The sequence below is a fragment of the Aeromonas sp. ASNIH8 genome (assembly GCF_002919855.1).
GTDB lineage: Bacteria > Pseudomonadota > Gammaproteobacteria > Enterobacterales > Aeromonadaceae > Aeromonas > Aeromonas caviae.
Genome location: NZ_PQLN01000013.1, coordinates 22,113 through 38,470, shown reverse-complemented (window position 1 = coordinate 38,470; position 16,358 = coordinate 22,113). Strand labels below are relative to the sequence as shown.

Below are 16,358 nucleotides of genomic sequence, written 5' to 3'. Positions count from 1 at the left end.
TACACCCCTTACCCTGACCAAAAATCAGACCATGGAAGACATGTGTGATGCCATTGACAGCCCCCATCCTGAGCCCGCTCTCTGACGAACAGCAGCGCCAGCTCAACCAAGTTCTCACCACCCTCAATACCCAGCAACTGGCCTGGGTCAGCGGTTATCTCTACGGCCTCTCCCAGGCGGGCGTCCAGCCCGTGGCGAGTGCAGGCGCAGAAGTCGCGGCTCCCGGCGGCAGCCTGACCATTCTCTACGGCTCCCAGACCGGGAATGCCAAGGGCGTGGCCAGCGCCATCAAGGCCCAGGCCGAGGCCCGCAGCCTGCCGGTGACCCTCACCTCCATGGCGGACTACAAACCCAAGCAGCTCAAGAAAGAGAGCCACCTGCTGGTGGTAGTGAGCACTTACGGGGAGGGGGAGCCCCCCGAGAGCGCCGTCGATCTGTTCGAGCAGCTCAAGAAGGGCAAGGTCGGCAAGCTGGAAGGGCTCAAGTTTGCCGTGCTGGGGCTGGGTGACAGCTCCTATGAGTTCTTCTGCCAGACCGGCAAGGATTTCGATGGCTTCCTCGCCAAGGCAGGGGCAGAGCGCATCCATGAGCTAGCTAGCCTCGATGTGGATTATCAGGATGCCGCCAAGGCCTGGGGCGAGCAGGCCGTTGCGGCGGTCGCCGCCACCCTCTCTGCCGGCGCCGCGACCGCCAGCGTGGCGGGCTCGGTGCAGGCCGCCGTCGGCCACAGCCAGTACAACAAGGAGAACCCCTTCCCGGCCAGACTCTCGGTGAACCAGAAGATCACCGGCCGCAACTCTACCAAGGACATCCGTCACATCGAGATCAACCTGGAAGAGTCCGGCATCACCTATCAACCGGGGGACGCGCTCGGCATCTGGTTCGACAACGACGCCGATCTCGTGGGGGAAGTGCTGGCCCTGACCGGTCTGACCGGTGACGAGGCCACCCCCCATGGCAGCCTGCGCGAGGCGCTGACCCGTCACTACGAGCTGACCCGGTTGCACGGGGGCCTGATCACTGGCCTCGCCGAGATCACGGACAACGCGGCGCTGAAAGATCTGGCCGGTGACAAGGCCCAGGTCAACGCCCTGGTGGCCAGCGCCCAGGTGGTGGACGTACTGAAACGCTTCCCGGCTTCCTTGAGTGCCGATCAACTGATCGCACTGCTGCGCCCCCTCACCCCCCGCCTCTACTCCATCGCCTCCGCCCAGAGCGAGGTGGAAGAAGAGGTTCACCTGACCGTCGGCGTGGTGCGCTACCGCCAAGAAGATGGCACAGTGCGAAGCGGCGGCGCCTCCTCCTATCTGGCGGACCGTCTGCCGGAAGATGCCGAGGTCCGGGTGTTCGTAGAGCACAACGACAACTTCCGCCTGCCCGCCAATCCCGACACCCCCGTCATCATGGTGGGCCCGGGCACTGGCATTGCCCCGTTCCGCGCCTTCCTGCAGGAGCGGGAAGCACAGGGGGCAGAGGGCAAGAACTGGCTCTTCTTCGGCAACCCCCACTTCACCCAGGACTTCCTCTATCAGGTGGAGTGGCAGCGTTATGTGAAATCGGGCCTGCTGTCCAGGATCTCCCTGGCCTTCAGCCGGGATCAGGCCAACAAGATTTATGTGCAGGACCGCCTGCGCGAGGCAGGGCTTGAGCTCTACCAGTGGCTGGAAGCAGGCGCTCACTTCTATGTGTGTGGCGACGCCAACCACATGGCGAAGGATGTGCAGGAAGCCCTGCTGGAAGTGATTGCGGAACACGGCCACAAGAGCCGTGAGGAAGCAGAAGAGTATCTGAGCGAATTGCGTCGTGCCAAACGTTATCAAAGGGATGTCTATTGATGAGCAAACAACTTATTCCGGGACCGGTCGAAGGGCCGCTGGCTGACAACGAACGCCTCAAGCGCGAGAGCAACTTCCTGCGCGGCACCATCGCCGAAGATCTGCAGGACCCGCTCACCGGCGGCTTCAACGGCGACAACTTCCAGCTGATCCGCTTCCACGGCATGTATCAGCAGGATGACCGCGACATCCGCCCGGAGCGCGCCGCCCAGAAGCTGGAGCCCCTGCACAACGTCATGCTGCGCGCCCGCCTGCCCGGCGGCATCATCACCCCGGCCCAGTGGCAGGTGATCGACAAGTTCGCCGAAGAACACAGCATGTACGGCAGCATCCGCCTGACCACCCGCCAGACCTTCCAGTTCCACGGGGTACTGAAGCGCGACATCAAGCTGATGCACCAGACCCTCAACAGCACCGGTATCGACTCCATCGCCACCGCGGGGGACGTGAACCGCAACGTGCTCTGCACGAGCAACCCGGTGGAGTCCGAGTTGCACCAGGAGGCCTACGAGTGGGCCAAGAAGATCTCCGAGCACCTGCTGCCCAAGACCCGCGCCTACGTGGAGATCTGGCTGGATGGCGAGAAGCTGGGGGGTGACGAGGAGCCGATCCTGGGCTCCAACTACCTGCCGCGCAAATTCAAAACAACCGTGGTCATCCCGCCCCACAACGATGTGGACATCCACGCCAACGATCTCAACTTCGTGGCCATTGCCGAACACGGCAAGCTGGTGGGCTTCAACGTGCTGGTGGGGGGCGGTCTCGCCATGACCCACGGCGACACCACCACCTACCCGCGCAAGGCGAGCGACTTTGGCTTCATTCCGCTCTCCCACGTGCTGGAGGTGGCGGCCGCCGTGGTCAGCACCCAGCGCGACTGGGGCAACCGGGTCAACCGCAAGAACGCCAAGACCAAGTACACCCTTGAACGGGTGGGGGTCGAGGCCTTCAAGGCCGAGGTGGAGAACCGCGCCGGCATCCAGTTCGGGCCGGTTCACCCCTATGAATTCACCAGCCGTGGCGATCGCTTCGGCTGGGTGGAGGGGATCGACGGCAAGCACCACCTGACCCTGTTTATCGAGAACGGCCGCCTGCTGGACTTCCCGGGCAAGCCCCTCAAGACCGGCATGCTGGAGATCGCCAAGGTGCATCAGGGGGACTTCCGCCTCACCGCCAACCAGAACCTCATCATCGCAGGCGTGCCTGCCGGCGAGAAGGCCCGCATTGAGGCCCTGGCGCGTCAGTACGGTCTGCTGGATGACGGCGTGAGCGAGCAGCGCAAGCAGTCCATGGCCTGTGTGGCCCTGCCTACCTGCCCCCTGGCGATGGCCGAGGCCGAGCGCATGCTGCCTGCCTTCGTCACCGACATCGAGGGGCTGCTGGCCAAGCACGGCCTGGCGGATGACGCCATCATCTTCCGGGTCACCGGCTGCCCCAACGGCTGCGGCCGCGCCATGCTGGCGGAAGTGGGTCTGGTGGGCAAGGCGCCGGGTCGCTACAACCTGCACCTGGGGGGCAACCTTGAGGGGACCCGCATCCCGCGCCTGCATCTTGAGAACATCACCGAGCCGCAGATCCTGGCCGAACTGGACGCCCTGATCGGCCGCTGGGCCAAGGATCGCAACCCGGACGAGTGCTTCGGCGATTTTGTCATTCGCGCCGGGATCATCGCCCCGGTTATCGACTCCGCGAGGGACTTCTATGCAGCCTGAACAGACTGATACAGCCCGGCTTGCGCGCACCGCCGACGGCCGGCTCGACCTCGACGCCCTGCTGGCCCTGAGCCGGGAGGAGCAGGTCGAGGCGCTGGCCCCCCTCAACCGGGCGCTGGACGCCATGAGCGCCCCCGAGCGGGTGCGCTGGGCCCTGGCCAACCTGCCGGGGGAGCATGTGCTGTCGTCGAGTTTCGGCATCCAGGCGGCGCTCATGCTGCACCTGGTGAGCCGCGAGCGGGCCGACGTGCCCGTGGTGCTGACCGACACCGGTTACCTCTTCCCCGAGACCTACCGTTTCATCGACGAGCTGACCGAGCGTCTCGCGCTCAACCTCAAGATCTACCGGGCCGAACTCAGCCCGGCCTGGCAGGAGGCCCGCTTCGGCCTCCTGTGGGAGCAGGGGGTGGAGGGGATCACCCGCTACAACCAGCTCAACAAGGTGGAGCCCATGGACCGCGCCCTGAACGAGCTGGGTGCCCGCACCTGGTTCTCGGGCCTGCGCCGTGAGCAGTCCGGCAGCCGGGGCAAGCTGCCGGTGCTGGCCATCCAGCGCGGTCGCTTCAAGTTCCTGCCGGTGATCGACTGGAGCAACAAGGACGTCTTCTACTACTTCAAGGAGTTCGACCTCCCCTACCACCCGCTGTGGGAGCAGGGCTACCTCTCGGTCGGCGACGTGCACACCACCGCCAAGTGGGAGCCCGGCATGAGCGAGGAGCAGACCCGCTTCTTCGGCCTCAAGCGCGAGTGCGGCCTGCATGAGGAAGGTGGCGAGAGCGACGGCTCCGGCATCTGATCCCCCGGCCCGGCCATGTGCTGCGCCTCGCCCATAAAAAGCGCCCGGCAACTGCCGGGCGTTTTTCTTTGCGCAAAAGGGTGATGTACCGCCCTTCATTACATGGCGGCGGCGCGCGCCTGATTCAGCCAGTCGTTCACCAGTGCCTCGTGGCCCTTGAGCCAGGCGTCGGCATGACGTTCCACGTCCGCCGGCTTGTTCTGCCCCTTGTTCATCAGGCCGTTCTGCACGTTGATGTCATTGAGCGGCAGCTTGACGATGGAGAAGAGCTTGGCGGCGGCCGGATTGGCCTCGGCAAACCGCTTGTTGGCAACGATGTGCATGGTGTTCACCGCAAAGCCGTAGTTCTTGCCGTTCGGCAAGCGGGTCTTGGCCGCATCCGGGGCGTCGGCGGGGACTTCCAGCCACACCACATCCTTGCCCGGCACCAGTTCGCTGCTGAGCCAGTAGGGGGTCCAGGTGTAATAGAGCACCGGCTTGCCGGCCTGGTAGCGAGCCAGGGTATCGGCGATCAGCGCCGCGTAGTTGCCCTGCTTGTGGGCCACCGTGGGGGTCAGACCAAAGGCGTCGAGGTGATGGTTGATCGCCCCCTCGCAGCCCCAGCCGGGGTTGCAACCAATGAGGTCGGCCTTGCCGTCGCCATCCCCGTCAAACAGCGCCGCCACCTCGGGATCCTTGAGCTGGCCCAGGTTGGTGATGCCGTATTGGGTCGCGGTCTTCTTGTCGATGAGGTACCCCTGGGCGGCACCGGCCACATAGGTGCCCTCACGGAAGAACACCTTGTCGCCCCCCGCCTGCTCGTACTTGTTGTCCTGCAGCGGCACCCAGTTGAACGCGAGGAAGGTACCGTCTCCCTGGGCCACCGAGGCATAAGCCACGTTGTAGTCCACCTCCTGGGCGGGCTGGACATCGTAACCCAGACGCGCCATCAGCTTGCTCACCAGCAGGCTCTGGAAGGCCTCTTCCGGCAAGGAGCTCTGCAGGGGCTGAACGCGAACCCCCTCCCCCGGCAACTCGGCGCTGGCCATGACGAGCGGGCTCAGCAGTTGGGCACTCAGCAGCAATGTGCCCAGGGTCAATCCTTTGGTGATCGGTCTCATGCGTTTTCTCCTTTGTAATCGATTTTCTTGTCACGGCCGGCCAGGCGCAGCAGCAGGGCGGCGGGGCCGTGCTGATACCAGCGGCCGGTACGGGTGCGATCCGGTTGCCCCATCGCCTGGGTGAGGCGGTCGAGCACGATGGCCAGCAGCACGATGCCGAGGCCGCCGATGGAGGCGAGCCCCATGTCGAGCCGGCCGATGCCGCGCAGCACCATCTGGCCGAGGCCTCCCACAGCGATCATGGAGGCGATCACCACCATGGAGAGCGCCAGCATCAGGGTCTGGTTGACCCCGGCCATGATGGTGGGCATGGCGAGCGGCAGTTGTACCTTGAATAGCAACTGGGAGGGGCTGGCACCGAACGAGTGGGCCGCCTCCACCAGATCCGTGGGCACCTGGCGAATACCCAGCATGGTGAGCCGGATCATGGGCGGCAGGGCGAAGATGACGGTCACCACCACCCCGGGCACGTTGCCTATGCCAAACAGCATGACGATGGGGATGAGGTAGACGAACGCCGGGGTGGTCTGCATGGCATCCAGCAGCGGCCGGGTCCAGGTGGAGAGCCGCTCGCTGCGGGCCAGCAGGATGCCGGTGGGCAACCCCAGCAGCACACAGAAGAAGAGCGAGGTCAGCACCAGGGACAGGGTCACCATGGCATCGGACCAGGCCCCGATGAGCCCGATCCCCACAAGAGATACGAGCGTGCCGAGCGCCATGCGGCCGTTCACCAGTTGCCAGGCAAGCAGGGCCAGGAGCCCCATCATCAGGGTGGAGGGCACCGTCTGCAGCAGATGGGTCATGGCGTTCAGGGTCAGCTCCACCGGTGCGCGGATCAGCTGGAACAGCGGCCGCAGGTTCTCCACCAGCCAACCGATGCCCCCTTCCACCCAGGTATCCAGCGGCACCAGCGCCTGCTGGAAAGGATCCAGCCAGTCGATGGCGGTTGTGGTGTCGGCGGCTTCGATCTGGTTCTGCCAGTCGGTGGCCTGGGTGTCGGTACTGCCCCAGGGATCGGACACCTCGGTGGACGCAGGCGCGCTCCAGGGGTCTGCCGCCACCTCATCGGCCCGCAGGGAAGGGCTCGCCAGCAGCACCAGGGCCAGCAGCCCGCTCAGCAAGAAATGGGGATTCATCAGCTTCATGCCGGGGTACTCCTGTCCAGGGTATTGAGCAGATTGGCCTTGGAGATGAGGCCGAGGTAAGTGCCATCCTCCTCGACCACGGGCACCTGACAGGGGGCGGCCGCCACCTGGCTGATCAGTTCATTGAGGGCGGTGTCCGCCAGAATGGGCTGGATGTCCGCCAGCAGCGCCTGCTCCAGGCTGCCTTTGGCCCTGACCGCCTGACCGAGCGACTCCACCGAGACGACCCCGAGGAAGCGGCGGCTGCGATCCACCACGTACCCGAACTCCCGCTCAAGCTCCTTGAGCTGGCGCAGGGCGTTGCCCGGCCCGTCGGTGGTGTGTTTCTTGATGAGGGGCACCTGCTTGCGGCTGGCCACATCGCGGGCGCTGAACACATGGGCCAGATCCACACCGCGAAAGAAGGCGCGCACATAGTCGTTGGCGGGCTGGTTCAGGATCTCGTCCGGGGTGCCCACCTGCACCAGCTGGCCATCCTGCATGATGGCGATGCGATCGCCGATGCGCATCGCCTCGTCCAGATCGTGGGAGATGAAGACGATGGTGCGCTGCTGGCTGGCCTGCAGCTTGAGCAGCTCATCCTGCATCTCGGTGCGGATCAGGGGATCCAGCGCGGAGAAAGCTTCGTCCATCAGCAGGATGTCGGGGTCATTGGCAAGGGCCCGGGCCAGCCCGACCCGCTGCTTCATGCCGCCGGAGAGGGCATCCGGATAAGCCTCTATCCACTGTCCCAGACCCACCTGATGGAGCGCCTGACGGGCGCTCTGCTGGCGCTCCGCCAGCGGTACACCGGCCAGCTCCAGCCCGAAGGCGGTATTTTCAAGCACACTCAGGTGCGGCATCAGGGCGAAGGACTGGAATACCATGCTGATCTTCTTGCGGCGCACCCGGCGCAGTTCGCGCTCCGAGATGGCGGCGATGTCCTCGCCATCGATCAGCACCTGGCCGCGGGTCGGCTCGATCAGCCGGTTGAAGAGACGCACCAGGGTGGACTTGCCCGAACCGGAGAGGCCCATCACCACGAAGATCTCCCCTTCGTTGATGGACAGATTGACATCCTGGACCCCCAGGGTCTGTCCGGTCTTTTTCAGGATACTGGCGCGATCATGCCCTTTCGCCAGCAATTTGAACGCTTTATCCGGCTGATCGCCGAAGATTTTGTAGAGGGATTTGACCTCGAGTTTGACTGTCATATTGTCCTTTTTTCTTGGCCGACGCCTTGCCTGGCAAACCGTCGAACGTGAGCCAATTACTTTTAACACTAAGCAATTTCACACCCAAATAAAAGAACCAATTGAAGTCAATCTGGAAAGATTAAATTTAACTCATTGATTTTTATTGGTTATTTTCATTCATAAAAATTCATTAAATCACGATAAAAACGCCTATAACAGACAGGGCCACCACAGTATCGATGCACTTGCAGCACATTTCATTAATGATTAAAAGGCGTTGGCAGCAGGCGAAAAGAGAGGGTGGGGAGGATGGCCCCCATCGGAGCGATTAATGGCCATTTAATTACATCACTAATCATTTTGATGCCGCGCACTCGGTATTGCTTCAGGCACCTTCAACCATGCCGGTTCAGCCCCCTTCTCTTTGCGGCAACAGGGCACAAAAAAGCCCCCGGCTGTCGCAAGGGGCTCTTCATGGCATCAGAGGGCTCAGCGCCGCTGCCAGGTCTCGAAACAGTAGGGATGGGGGTTCTTCTCGTCAGGCTGATGGGACTCGCGCTCGATGCAGGACCAGTCGCCCTCGTCAAAGGCCGGGAAGCGGGTATCCCCCTCCACCGCCAGATCGATGCGGGTCAGATAGAGCCTGTCGGCCCGTGGCAGCAGCTGGCCGTAGAGATGCCCCCCCCCGATCACCATCAGCTCGGCCACGTCGCTGCCCGCCAGCAGCGCCAGTGCGGCCTCCACCGAGTCGATAACCTCCACGCCGTCGGCCCGGTAGTCGGGGTTGCGGCTGATCACCAGATTGCGGCGCCCGGGCAGCGGTCGCCCGATGGACTCGAAGGTCTTGCGCCCCATCAGCACCGGCTTGCCCAGGGTGACCCGCTTGAAGTGGGCCAGATCCGCCGGCAGGTGCCAGGGCATCTGGTTGTCCAGCCCTATCACCCGATCATGGGCCATGGCGGCAATCATGGAAATCATCATGGGGTCAACCTCTCGCACCGTCGTCAGATAATGGGGCGGTTACGGTACACGACCAGAGAGGGGATCGCCAAACCGAAACTCAGGGCCCCCACGATAAACAGCGCCTTGAGGCCGTTCTCCACCGCGCTCTGAAGCAGCTCCATGGTCACCCCGGAGATATTGAGCTCCACAATGGCGATCATGGTCTTGAACGCATAGCTGCCCGGGATCATGGGGATGATGGAGGCGACGCTGAACACCGGGCGCGGTGCCAGCAGGCGGCGCGACCAGTAGACACAGACAAAGCCGACCGTGGTCGCCGCTGCCAGAGTGGCCCACTCGATGGGCATGCCGTAGTGGATGAGCAGGGTACGCAGGCTGTGGGCCAACGCGCCCCCCATGGCGCAATATTTGAGCATCCGTGGCGGCACGTTGAACAGCATGGCAAAGCCCACCGCCGGAATGGCCGACCAGAAGGCATCCTTGGTCAGCAGCCAGAGCAGTTCCATCATACCTTCCACCCCCAGATACCGGTCACCGACATGGCGAGAATGATCCCTATGGCTGCGCTGATGGTCAGCAGTGTCGCCGTGCCCCAGCGGGCCAGCCCCATGTTGAAGTAACCCTTCACCATGTCGGAGACCGCATTGATGAGCGGGAACCCCGGCACCAGCAGCAACACGCTGGCGGCCATGGCGAGATAGGGTTGTTCGCCCCAGCCGAAGAAGGTGGCGCTGGAGGCGAGCAGGGTGGCGATAAACCCGGTGGCGGCAAAGTTGATGAGGGGGCTGTGGTGATGGCGGGCAATGAGCTGGCGTACCCGCATGGCGACCGAGGCCGAGAAGCAGGTCACCAGGAAGATGGGCCAGTCACCGCCAAACAGCAGGCTGAAGGCACCGCAGGAGAGCCCCACCATGGGCACCACCAGCCAGGGGTGATAGTGGAACGGCGTGATGGCCTCGAGGCGCTGACGTACCTCGCGCGCGCCGATAAGCGACTTCTCCGTCATGATGCAGATGCGCTGGATTTCGCACACCACCTGCATGTTGATGCCGTGCTCCCGCACCCGGCGGGTGGTGGTGACGCAACTGCCCTGGTAGAGGCTGGTGAGGACGATGGCGCTGGAAGAGATGGCCATCTCGACGCTCTCCAGCCCAAGCGCCATCCCCAGGCGGACCGTGGTCTGCTCTATGATGCGGCTCTCCGCCCCAAACTGGGCCAGCATCTGGCCCGCCTTGACGATGATCCGGGTGATCTCCGTCTGCTGCTCTCGCGACAGCACCCTTCCTGGTGTGATGCTTCTCATGATCCCTTTGAGTCATAGCAAGATGAAATGTGTCTGGATATTACCCCAAAATAAATACACCTTCATCCATCTCTATCGGACTGCGGGCACTGGTCACTATTATTCAGCCGCCTGGGGAATATTTGCAGCAAATAAAAAACAATTCACCCAACTTGCTTAACAACTTGTTTGAGAAGGGGTGAGAAAAATTAATAAACACCCTGTTTTTTTATATCTTGAACAGGGCCTTTAATTATTTCCGTTTCAGATAACTGGAAAACGCTATCACATTATCCGGCAGCGGGGGCTCTGCCATTTCCTGACAGGATTCGTTCTGCAGATCCAGAATGTGCTGGCGCATGGCGTAGACGGAGTCATGCATCATGTTGGCTATCCGGATGCAGCTGTCGAGGTTGTTTCTTGCCAGGCGGCGCTGGCAGTCGATGCGAAATTGCAGACCTCGCAACCGACGTTGCCGCTCTGGCCCCACCTGGGCGATCAGGGTCTCTATCTGCTGGTGCAGCAGCGCGTCGAGTCGCTCCGGCTCGGCCAGCGCCCAGTACTTCAGGGTATCGAAATCAGGCAGCTCCATATACCCTCCTGGCCGGACCTCGCCCATGGAATGGAACGACGCCGGGCACATCACTATTTCACTGTCCCTAGGGAAGGTTATATAGGATGGTGGCGATTTTGGGTCATTCACCGCCGAGCCACAGGAGTCCGGTTTTTGGCACGAATTGCGCGTCGTTGGCGGAAAAAATCATTTATTCCTTATGATTCATGAAATTAACCGAATCCGGCCTGCGTCAGTTTTTTTATAAAATTTCAGCGTCATTTTTCTCGGCCTTATTCCTTATTAACGGACTTTTCTCAAAATTGTTTTTCATTCGACTCTCTCCCTGACTCGATGCCCTCCCGTTGCCTCATCCGGCGGTTTAACATATCTCACTGATTATGTTATTTTATTTACCACTTTATTGCGGCAACCAAGGGCAGACCATGAGCAAGGCAAGAATCGGTATCGTCACCGTCAGCGATCGCGCCAGTGCAGGCATCTACGAAGATCTCTCCGGCAAGGCCATCATCGACACCCTGAACGCCTACCTGACCTCGGAATGGGAGCCCGTCTATCAGGTGATCCCCGACGAGCAGGATCAGATTGAGGCGACTCTGGTTCGGCTGGTGGACGATGAGCAGTGCTGCCTTGTCGTTACCACGGGGGGCACAGGGCCGGCCAGGCGGGATGTGACCCCGGAGGCCACCGAGGCGGTGTGCGATCGCATGATGCCGGGCTTTGGCGAGCTGATGCGGGCCGAGTCCCTCAAGTTCGTGCCGACCGCCATCCTGTCGCGCCAGACCGCCGGCCTGCGCGGCAGCTCGCTCATCGTCAACCTGCCGGGCAAGCCCAAATCGATCCGCGAGTGCCTGGATGCGGTCTTCCCCGCCATTCCCTACTGCATCGACCTGATGGAAGGGCCCTATCTCGAGTGCGACGAGGCCATCATCAAGCCGTTCCGCCCGAAGAAATAAGCACTGGGCGGGGATTTCCCCCGCCCTTCGCTCATTTGCGCCCGTACACCTTGACCCCTGCCCTGCTCCCTTCCGAATTGCCGTACACCTCGATGCGCTTGATGCAGAGTCGGCTGCCGAGGGATTGCCACCCCGACTCCTGATCCTCTTTCAACACCTTGTCGAAATAGAGGGTCTTGCTGCGATCGTTGCCGTAGAACACCTTGACCCGCTCCAGGGTCAACTCCCGCCCTGCCTTGACCATGATGGATTTGGTCGGCCGGCAGGCGAGCATGGGAATGATGGCGGGATGATCGCCGACCCCGAGCAGAATGGTCTGCCCCAAGCGGATATCCTCGTCGGCCATGGCCGGGGGAACAGCAGCCCCCAGCAGCGCCATGGGTACGCAGATGCGCAACGCGCGGGCAAGAGTGGACGAGGAGTGAAGGGAAAACAGCGCTGACATGATGCCTCCTGAAAAAAGGAGTCATGATAAGGGCCCGATGCCAGACCAAAGCTGTACTGGCCCTGTACCAGGGGCCATGACAATGGCCGGAGGCCCGTGTGGGTAACGGGGGCCTGGGCCCCTGTTACCCCTGCCGGACGCGCTAACCGCCCCACATGGCCGACAGCCGCGACTCCATGGCCTCTTCCTCCTCGTCAGGCAGCTCGGTAAAGAAGTCGAGTCCGGTCTGCTCCTCCACCTCATCCACCGTCACCACATAGTCCGCCAGCTTGCTGGCCGAGACGTTATCTTGCGGCAGGATGAAGGCGATGGCCCGCTTGCCCGCCAGCTCCATCACCACCCGGTAGTAGGCGTGGGGCACGGTCACGCCGTTGCCGATGGCGCCATCGGAGTGGGTGAAGATGGGGCCGGTGATCACCTGCACGCTCTTGTAGGTGATGGCCCACTGCCGGGTCTTCTCCTCCAGGATGCGCCAGGCCCCCTGGTTGAGCGCTGGCAGTTGCGGGGTCATGTTGGTGAGCAGGAAGCTCTGCTTCATGGTGTTGGCGGTGGAGCGCATGTCCGCCGCCGGCGCCTGGTGGCCGCGGTCATAGCCCGAGCCCTTGTAGTCCGACAGGGTGGCGCGAAACTGCACCGGCACCTCCTTGTCCTCGGCGAAGGCATCCTTGCGCGGCACCTGACCCTGGGCGCTGGCGGCCGTCATCCGGTAAGAGACCCAGTCAGAGACCTTGGTGTCGTAGTTGTACCCGGCGGCATAGCCCTCCCGGCACAACAGCTGACTGGATTGACCGGGTACCCCCAGGGTAACGTGCTCCCCGCACTGGAATCCCGCCGCCAGGCTCGGGAAGGTGGTGAGAGTGAATCCGATAGCCAGAACTAATTTATTGATATTATTCATTATTATGCCACTCCTTGTGTTAGGCGGAGTGATTTGACACCAGGTCGGATGAGTAAGGCAATCGCACAAATAGCGAGCAATCCGGAAATGTGAAGAGGACGGCAAAACCGCAAACAAGGCGCCGCCAACCGGGGGATTGTCATCCCGCCGTCACTGTGCTGAGGGGGAATTTCTCCAGCACTATCAGAGGGATAAGGGGTCAACACCGAGGCACTCTGTCAGCACAGCGCCCGGCTCCCACCACGCACGCCCCTGGCCGGGTCAGGGAATATCGAAAAAATCCCAACGAAATAAGGGATCCTCAAGCCCGATAATTAGTCCGCGCTTGTTTGCTCGAGATCAAACGGAGCCATGAAAAGCCCTCTAGAATCAGCCCGTCAGCTATTTGGGGCACCATGAAAGGGGGCCGTTCATGGCGAAAATGCCCGCAGGATTTCTCCTTCATGAATAAGCGGGCCCCGTTGCCGGAATACATCATGGCGCCGCCTCATGCCACGCTTCAAATAACGATGACGACAGACCTTTCATAACAATTAATCCAGTCTGGCACCGCGTACCCTGCGTTTCCAACGATGCCATTGACGAGGCCTTCCTGCCGGAAGGCCAGGAATGGCCGTGCTTTTCAATCAGGATAAGGATGCATGATGAAAAAGTCCTTGCTGGCTGGCGCCCTGCTGCTCTGCCCTGCCGCCTTTGCCGCCACCACACACTGGGAATACAGCGGCGAGGCCGGCCCGGCGAAATGGGCCAGCCTGACCCCGGAATATGGCCAGTGTGCCGGCAGCAACCAGTCGCCGGTCAACCTCTCGGGTCTGGTGAAGGCCGATCTGGCCCCCCTGCAGTTCCACTATCAGGCGGGTGGCAAGACGCTGGTCAACAACGGCCACACGGTGCAGGTCAACTATGCCCCCGGCAGCACCCTTGAGCTCGACGGCATGCACTTCGAGCTCAAGCAGTTCCACTTCCACGCCCCCAGCGAAAACCTCATCGAAGGCAGGTCCTACCCCCTGGAGGGTCACCTGGTCCACGCCAACGCCAAGGGGGAGCTGGCGGTGGTCGCCGTGATGTTCGAACCGGGCCGGGCCAATGCCGCCCTGAGCCAGGCCTGGCAGGCGCTGCCAGCCAAGGCGGGGGAGAGTCACGAGCTCAAGGAAGGGGTCTCGGCAGAGGCACTGCTGCCCGCCAAGCGGGACTACTACCGCTTCAGCGGGTCACTGACCACCCCGCCCTGCTCGGAAGGGGTGCGCTGGCTGGTGATGAAGGAGCCGGTGCAGGTCAGTCAGGCCCAGATCGATGCCTTCAAGGCGTTGATGCACCACCCCAACAACCGCCCCGTGCAGCCCCTCAACGGGCGACTGGTACTGCAGTAATCGGGCAGCCGATCTGACAATGAAAAGAGGGCCTGTCGGCCCTCTTTTGCATTTATCACAATACCTACAGGCTGGCGGCAATCTTTGCCCCCAGGGCGGCGTTGTTCAGTACCAGCTGGATGTTGGCCGCCAGGGAGTTGCCGCCGGTCAGCTCGCACACCCGGGCCAGCAGGAAGGGGGTGGATTCCTTGCCCTTGACCCCCTGCTCGTCCGCTTCCCGCAGCGCCTGCTTGATGGCCGCGTCGATGTCCGCCTTCGGCATCGCAAACTGGGCCGGGATGGGGTTCGCCACCACGGCACCTCCCGCCAGCCCCAGCTCCCACTTCAGGCGCAGCGCCTCGGCGATCGCCGCCGGGGTGTCGAGGCGGTAATCCACCTTGAAGCCGCTCTCCCGGGTATAGAAGGCGGGCAGCTCCTCGGTCTGGTAGCCGATGACCGGCACCCCCTGGGTCTCCAGGTACTCCAGGGTCAGGCCGATGTCGAGGATCGACTTGGCACCGGCGCAGACCACGGCCACCGGGGTCTGGGCAAATTCCTGCAGGTCAGCCGAGATGTCGAAGGTCTCCTGGGCGCCGCGATGCACGCCGCCGATGCCGCCGGTGGCAAACACCCGGATCCCGGCCATGGCGGCCACTATCATGGTGGAGGCCACCGTGGTGGCCCCCATCCCCTTGTTCGCCAGCACGAAGGGGATGTCACGGCGGCTGCACTTGATGGCGGCGTGGCCGGCCTTGCCCAGCGCCTCCAGGGCCCCCGCATCCAGGCCCACCTTGAGGCGGCCGTCGATGATGGCGATGGTGGCCGGCACGGCGCCGTTGTCCCGCACCACCTGCTCCACCTGGCGCGCCGTCTCCACGTTCTGCGGATAGGGCATGCCGTGGGAGATGATGGTGGACTCCAGGGCAACGACGGGTTTGCCGGCGGCAAGAGCTTCGGCGACGACCGGTTGGATATCGAGGTAAGCGTTCAACATGGGTACTCCTCCAGCATGCGTTCAACGGCGGCCTTGGATAGGCCGGAAAAGACGGTATCGGAACAATTGACGGTGAGGGCGGCGCAGCCGAGGGCGAACCGGGTCGTCTCGACGATGTCCTGCTCCTGCAACCAGGCGTGGGCCAGCCCTGCCATGAAGGCATCGCCGCCGCCGGTCACGTTGACGACCGGGCTGCCGAGCACGGGCAGATGGCCCTGGCACGCCCCGTCGCTGTAGAAGATCCCCTGATCGCCGAGGCTCAGGAAGAGCCGCTGCACCCCAGCGCGGTGGAACCAGGCCGCCGCCATGGGCCAGGTGTCGGGCCCGGCGATGGTGAAGCCACACAGTTGCTCGGCTTCCGTGCGGTTCGGTTTCAGGGTGTGGATGCGGTGCAGCCAGGGGCGGATCTTCTCCACCTTGGCCACAGAGACGGTGTCCACGAAGATGATGTGCTCCCCCTGGCGCTCGAACAGCCAGTCCAGGGTGTGGGTGGCGAGGTTGGTGTCCAGCACCCAGAGCCGGGCCGCGCCGAGGAAGCCGCTCAAGGGGGCAAGCCGGGCCGGGGTGAGCTGCTCGATGATCCCCATGTCGTTGACGGCGCAGCTCATCTCGCCGCTGCCATCGTGCAGGCTGAGGTAGCAGGAGGTCGATTGACCCTCCAGTACCAGTACCTGGCGCACGTCGACCCCGGCGCGCTGGCTCACCTCCAGCAGGTGGTGGCCGTATTGATCGTTGCCCACCGCAGTCAACAGCCGGGTGTCGGTACCAAGGCGCGCCAGGTTCTCGGCGATGTTGCGCCCTACCCCACCGGCGGAGGTGCGTACCCGGCCCGGGTTGGAATCCCCGATGCGCAGGTTGTCGTGGCTGCAGCCGCAGATATCCATGTTGGCGCCGCCTATCACCACGGCGTAGGGGCCTTCGCGCAGCACATAGCCGCGCCCCTGCACATAGCCCTGGCGCATCAGGCTGGAGATGTGGCTCGCCAGCGCGGAGCGGCTGATGCCGAGCCTGTCCGCCAGTTCCTGCTGGGCAATCATGGGATCCTGGCGCAGCAGGGCGAGGATCTCTTGTTCACGTTCCGTCATAGACAAACATCCAGTTGCAAACGTTTGTCCATTATTTCCGAAAAACGTT

At 62.8% G+C, this 16,358-nt stretch carries 16 protein-coding genes; 5 read left to right on the top strand and 11 right to left on the bottom strand.

Features of this window, described 5'->3' with window-relative positions; all coding sequences use genetic code 11:
* Positions 1–47 precede the first annotated feature (47 nt).
* The 3 genes from C3418_RS05460 to C3418_RS05450 are packed head-to-tail and all read left to right on the top strand — an operon-like array spanning position 48 to position 4,343.
* Positions 48–1,835 carry an assimilatory sulfite reductase (NADPH) flavoprotein subunit gene (locus C3418_RS05460; RefSeq protein WP_103858121.1) on the top strand — a complete coding sequence of 596 codons (1,788 nt, stop codon included), beginning with the start codon at positions 48–50 and terminating at the stop codon, positions 1,833–1,835.
* Complete coding sequence (gene cysI / locus C3418_RS05455) at positions 1,835–3,547, top strand: assimilatory sulfite reductase (NADPH) hemoprotein subunit (protein WP_042865065.1); 1,713 nt, start codon at positions 1,835–1,837, stop codon at positions 3,545–3,547. The genes C3418_RS05460 and cysI overlap by 1 nt, the downstream gene beginning before the upstream one ends.
* Positions 3,537–4,343, top strand: a complete 807-nt coding sequence (locus tag C3418_RS05450; protein WP_103259650.1) for a phosphoadenylyl-sulfate reductase — start codon at positions 3,537–3,539, stop codon at positions 4,341–4,343. The genes cysI and C3418_RS05450 overlap by 11 nt, the downstream gene beginning before the upstream one ends.
* A gap of 98 nt (positions 4,344–4,441) precedes the next feature.
* On the opposite strand, the gene proX is transcribed toward C3418_RS05450, so the two are convergent.
* The 7 genes from proX to C3418_RS05415 all read right to left on the bottom strand — a co-directional run bounded on the left by proX (position 4,442) and on the right by C3418_RS05415 (position 10,600).
* Positions 4,442–5,443, bottom strand: coding sequence for a glycine betaine/L-proline ABC transporter substrate-binding protein ProX (gene proX, locus C3418_RS05445; RefSeq protein WP_103858120.1), 1,002 nt, complete (start codon positions 5,441–5,443; stop codon positions 4,442–4,444).
* Positions 5,440–6,588, bottom strand: coding sequence for a glycine betaine/L-proline ABC transporter permease ProW (gene proW, locus C3418_RS05440; protein ID WP_103858119.1), 1,149 nt, complete (start codon positions 6,586–6,588; stop codon positions 5,440–5,442). Before proW ends, proX begins: the two co-directional genes overlap by 4 nt.
* Complete coding sequence (gene proV / locus C3418_RS05435) at positions 6,585–7,781, bottom strand: glycine betaine/L-proline ABC transporter ATP-binding protein ProV (protein WP_043154281.1); 1,197 nt, start codon at positions 7,779–7,781, stop codon at positions 6,585–6,587. The genes proW and proV overlap by 4 nt, the downstream gene beginning before the upstream one ends.
* Positions 7,782–8,252: 471 nt before the next feature.
* A complete protein-coding gene (folA, locus tag C3418_RS05430; protein ID WP_024946467.1) occupies positions 8,253–8,744 on the bottom strand; it encodes a type 3 dihydrofolate reductase in 492 nt (163 codons plus the stop codon).
* A 23-nt stretch (positions 8,745–8,767) separates the two neighbouring features.
* Positions 8,768–9,235: a threonine/serine exporter family protein gene (locus C3418_RS05425; RefSeq protein WP_103858118.1), complete on the bottom strand. Its 468-nt coding sequence runs from the start codon at positions 9,233–9,235 to the stop codon at positions 8,768–8,770.
* On the bottom strand, positions 9,232–10,029 hold the full coding sequence (locus tag C3418_RS05420; RefSeq protein ID WP_103858117.1) for a threonine/serine exporter family protein: 798 nt from the start codon (positions 10,027–10,029) through the stop codon (positions 9,232–9,234). The genes C3418_RS05425 and C3418_RS05420 overlap by 4 nt, the downstream gene beginning before the upstream one ends.
* A 232-nt stretch (positions 10,030–10,261) precedes the next feature.
* Positions 10,262–10,600, bottom strand: a complete 339-nt coding sequence (locus C3418_RS05415; protein WP_010675440.1) for a DUF3135 domain-containing protein — start codon at positions 10,598–10,600, stop codon at positions 10,262–10,264.
* 407 nt (positions 10,601–11,007) lie between these two features.
* Between C3418_RS05415 and mog the strand changes: the two genes are divergently transcribed.
* Positions 11,008–11,538, top strand: a complete 531-nt coding sequence (gene mog / locus C3418_RS05410) for a molybdopterin adenylyltransferase (protein ID WP_041212474.1) — start codon at positions 11,008–11,010, stop codon at positions 11,536–11,538.
* 31 nt (positions 11,539–11,569) lie between these two features.
* On the opposite strand, the gene C3418_RS05405 is transcribed toward mog, so the two are convergent.
* Both C3418_RS05405 and C3418_RS05400 read right to left on the bottom strand, forming a co-directional pair.
* Positions 11,570–11,917, bottom strand: coding sequence for a DUF2541 family protein (locus tag C3418_RS05405; protein ID WP_103255340.1), 348 nt, complete (start codon positions 11,915–11,917; stop codon positions 11,570–11,572).
* A gap of 208 nt (positions 11,918–12,125) precedes the next feature.
* Complete coding sequence (locus C3418_RS05400; RefSeq protein WP_103858116.1) at positions 12,126–12,881, bottom strand: DNA/RNA non-specific endonuclease; 756 nt, start codon at positions 12,879–12,881, stop codon at positions 12,126–12,128.
* Positions 12,882–13,525: 644 nt separating this feature from the next.
* On the opposite strand from C3418_RS05400, the gene C3418_RS05395 reads away from it, so the two are divergent.
* The gene (locus tag C3418_RS05395) at positions 13,526–14,251 is read left to right on the top strand and encodes a carbonic anhydrase (RefSeq protein WP_103858115.1); all 726 of its coding nucleotides are present in this window, start codon (positions 13,526–13,528) and stop codon (positions 14,249–14,251) included.
* Positions 14,252–14,315: 64 nt separating this feature from the next.
* On the opposite strand, the gene C3418_RS05390 is transcribed toward C3418_RS05395, so the two are convergent.
* Both C3418_RS05390 and C3418_RS05385 read right to left on the bottom strand, forming a co-directional pair.
* Positions 14,316–15,224 carry a pseudouridine-5'-phosphate glycosidase gene (locus C3418_RS05390; RefSeq protein WP_103858114.1) on the bottom strand — a complete coding sequence of 303 codons (909 nt, stop codon included), beginning with the start codon at positions 15,222–15,224 and terminating at the stop codon, positions 14,316–14,318.
* The gene (locus C3418_RS05385; RefSeq protein ID WP_103858113.1) at positions 15,218–16,309 is read right to left on the bottom strand and encodes a PfkB family carbohydrate kinase; all 1,092 of its coding nucleotides are present in this window, start codon (positions 16,307–16,309) and stop codon (positions 15,218–15,220) included. The genes C3418_RS05390 and C3418_RS05385 overlap by 7 nt, the downstream gene beginning before the upstream one ends.
* Between the last annotated feature and the right edge of the window lie 49 nt (positions 16,310–16,358).

Bases quoted from the DNA above. Each gene is read 5' to 3' on its own strand.
- C3418_RS05460 (WP_103858121.1), top strand. From the start codon at position 48: ATGCCATTGACAGCCCCCATCCTGAGCCCGCTCTCTGACGAACAGCAG.
- cysI (WP_042865065.1), top strand. From the start codon at position 1,835: ATGAGCAAACAACTTATTCCGGGACCGGTCGAAGGGCCGCTGGCTGAC.
- C3418_RS05450 (WP_103259650.1), top strand. From the start codon at position 3,537: ATGCAGCCTGAACAGACTGATACAGCCCGGCTTGCGCGCACCGCCGAC.
- proX (WP_103858120.1), bottom strand. From the start codon at position 5,443: ATGAGACCGATCACCAAAGGATTGACCCTGGGCACATTGCTGCTGAGT.
- proW (WP_103858119.1), bottom strand. From the start codon at position 6,588: ATGAAGCTGATGAATCCCCATTTCTTGCTGAGCGGGCTGCTGGCCCTG.
- proV (WP_043154281.1), bottom strand. From the start codon at position 7,781: ATGACAGTCAAACTCGAGGTCAAATCCCTCTACAAAATCTTCGGCGAT.
- folA (WP_024946467.1), bottom strand. From the start codon at position 8,744: ATGATGATTTCCATGATTGCCGCCATGGCCCATGATCGGGTGATAGGG.
- C3418_RS05425 (WP_103858118.1), bottom strand. From the start codon at position 9,235: ATGATGGAACTGCTCTGGCTGCTGACCAAGGATGCCTTCTGGTCGGCC.
- C3418_RS05420 (WP_103858117.1), bottom strand. From the start codon at position 10,029: ATGAGAAGCATCACACCAGGAAGGGTGCTGTCGCGAGAGCAGCAGACG.
- C3418_RS05415 (WP_010675440.1), bottom strand. From the start codon at position 10,600: ATGGAGCTGCCTGATTTCGATACCCTGAAGTACTGGGCGCTGGCCGAG.
- mog (WP_041212474.1), top strand. From the start codon at position 11,008: ATGAGCAAGGCAAGAATCGGTATCGTCACCGTCAGCGATCGCGCCAGT.
- C3418_RS05405 (WP_103255340.1), bottom strand. From the start codon at position 11,917: ATGGCGCTGCTGGGGGCTGCTGTTCCCCCGGCCATGGCCGACGAGGAT.
- C3418_RS05400 (WP_103858116.1), bottom strand. From the start codon at position 12,881: ATGAATAATATCAATAAATTAGTTCTGGCTATCGGATTCACTCTCACC.
- C3418_RS05395 (WP_103858115.1), top strand. From the start codon at position 13,526: ATGAAAAAGTCCTTGCTGGCTGGCGCCCTGCTGCTCTGCCCTGCCGCC.
- C3418_RS05390 (WP_103858114.1), bottom strand. From the start codon at position 15,224: ATGTTGAACGCTTACCTCGATATCCAACCGGTCGTCGCCGAAGCTCTT.
- C3418_RS05385 (WP_103858113.1), bottom strand. From the start codon at position 16,309: ATGACGGAACGTGAACAAGAGATCCTCGCCCTGCTGCGCCAGGATCCC.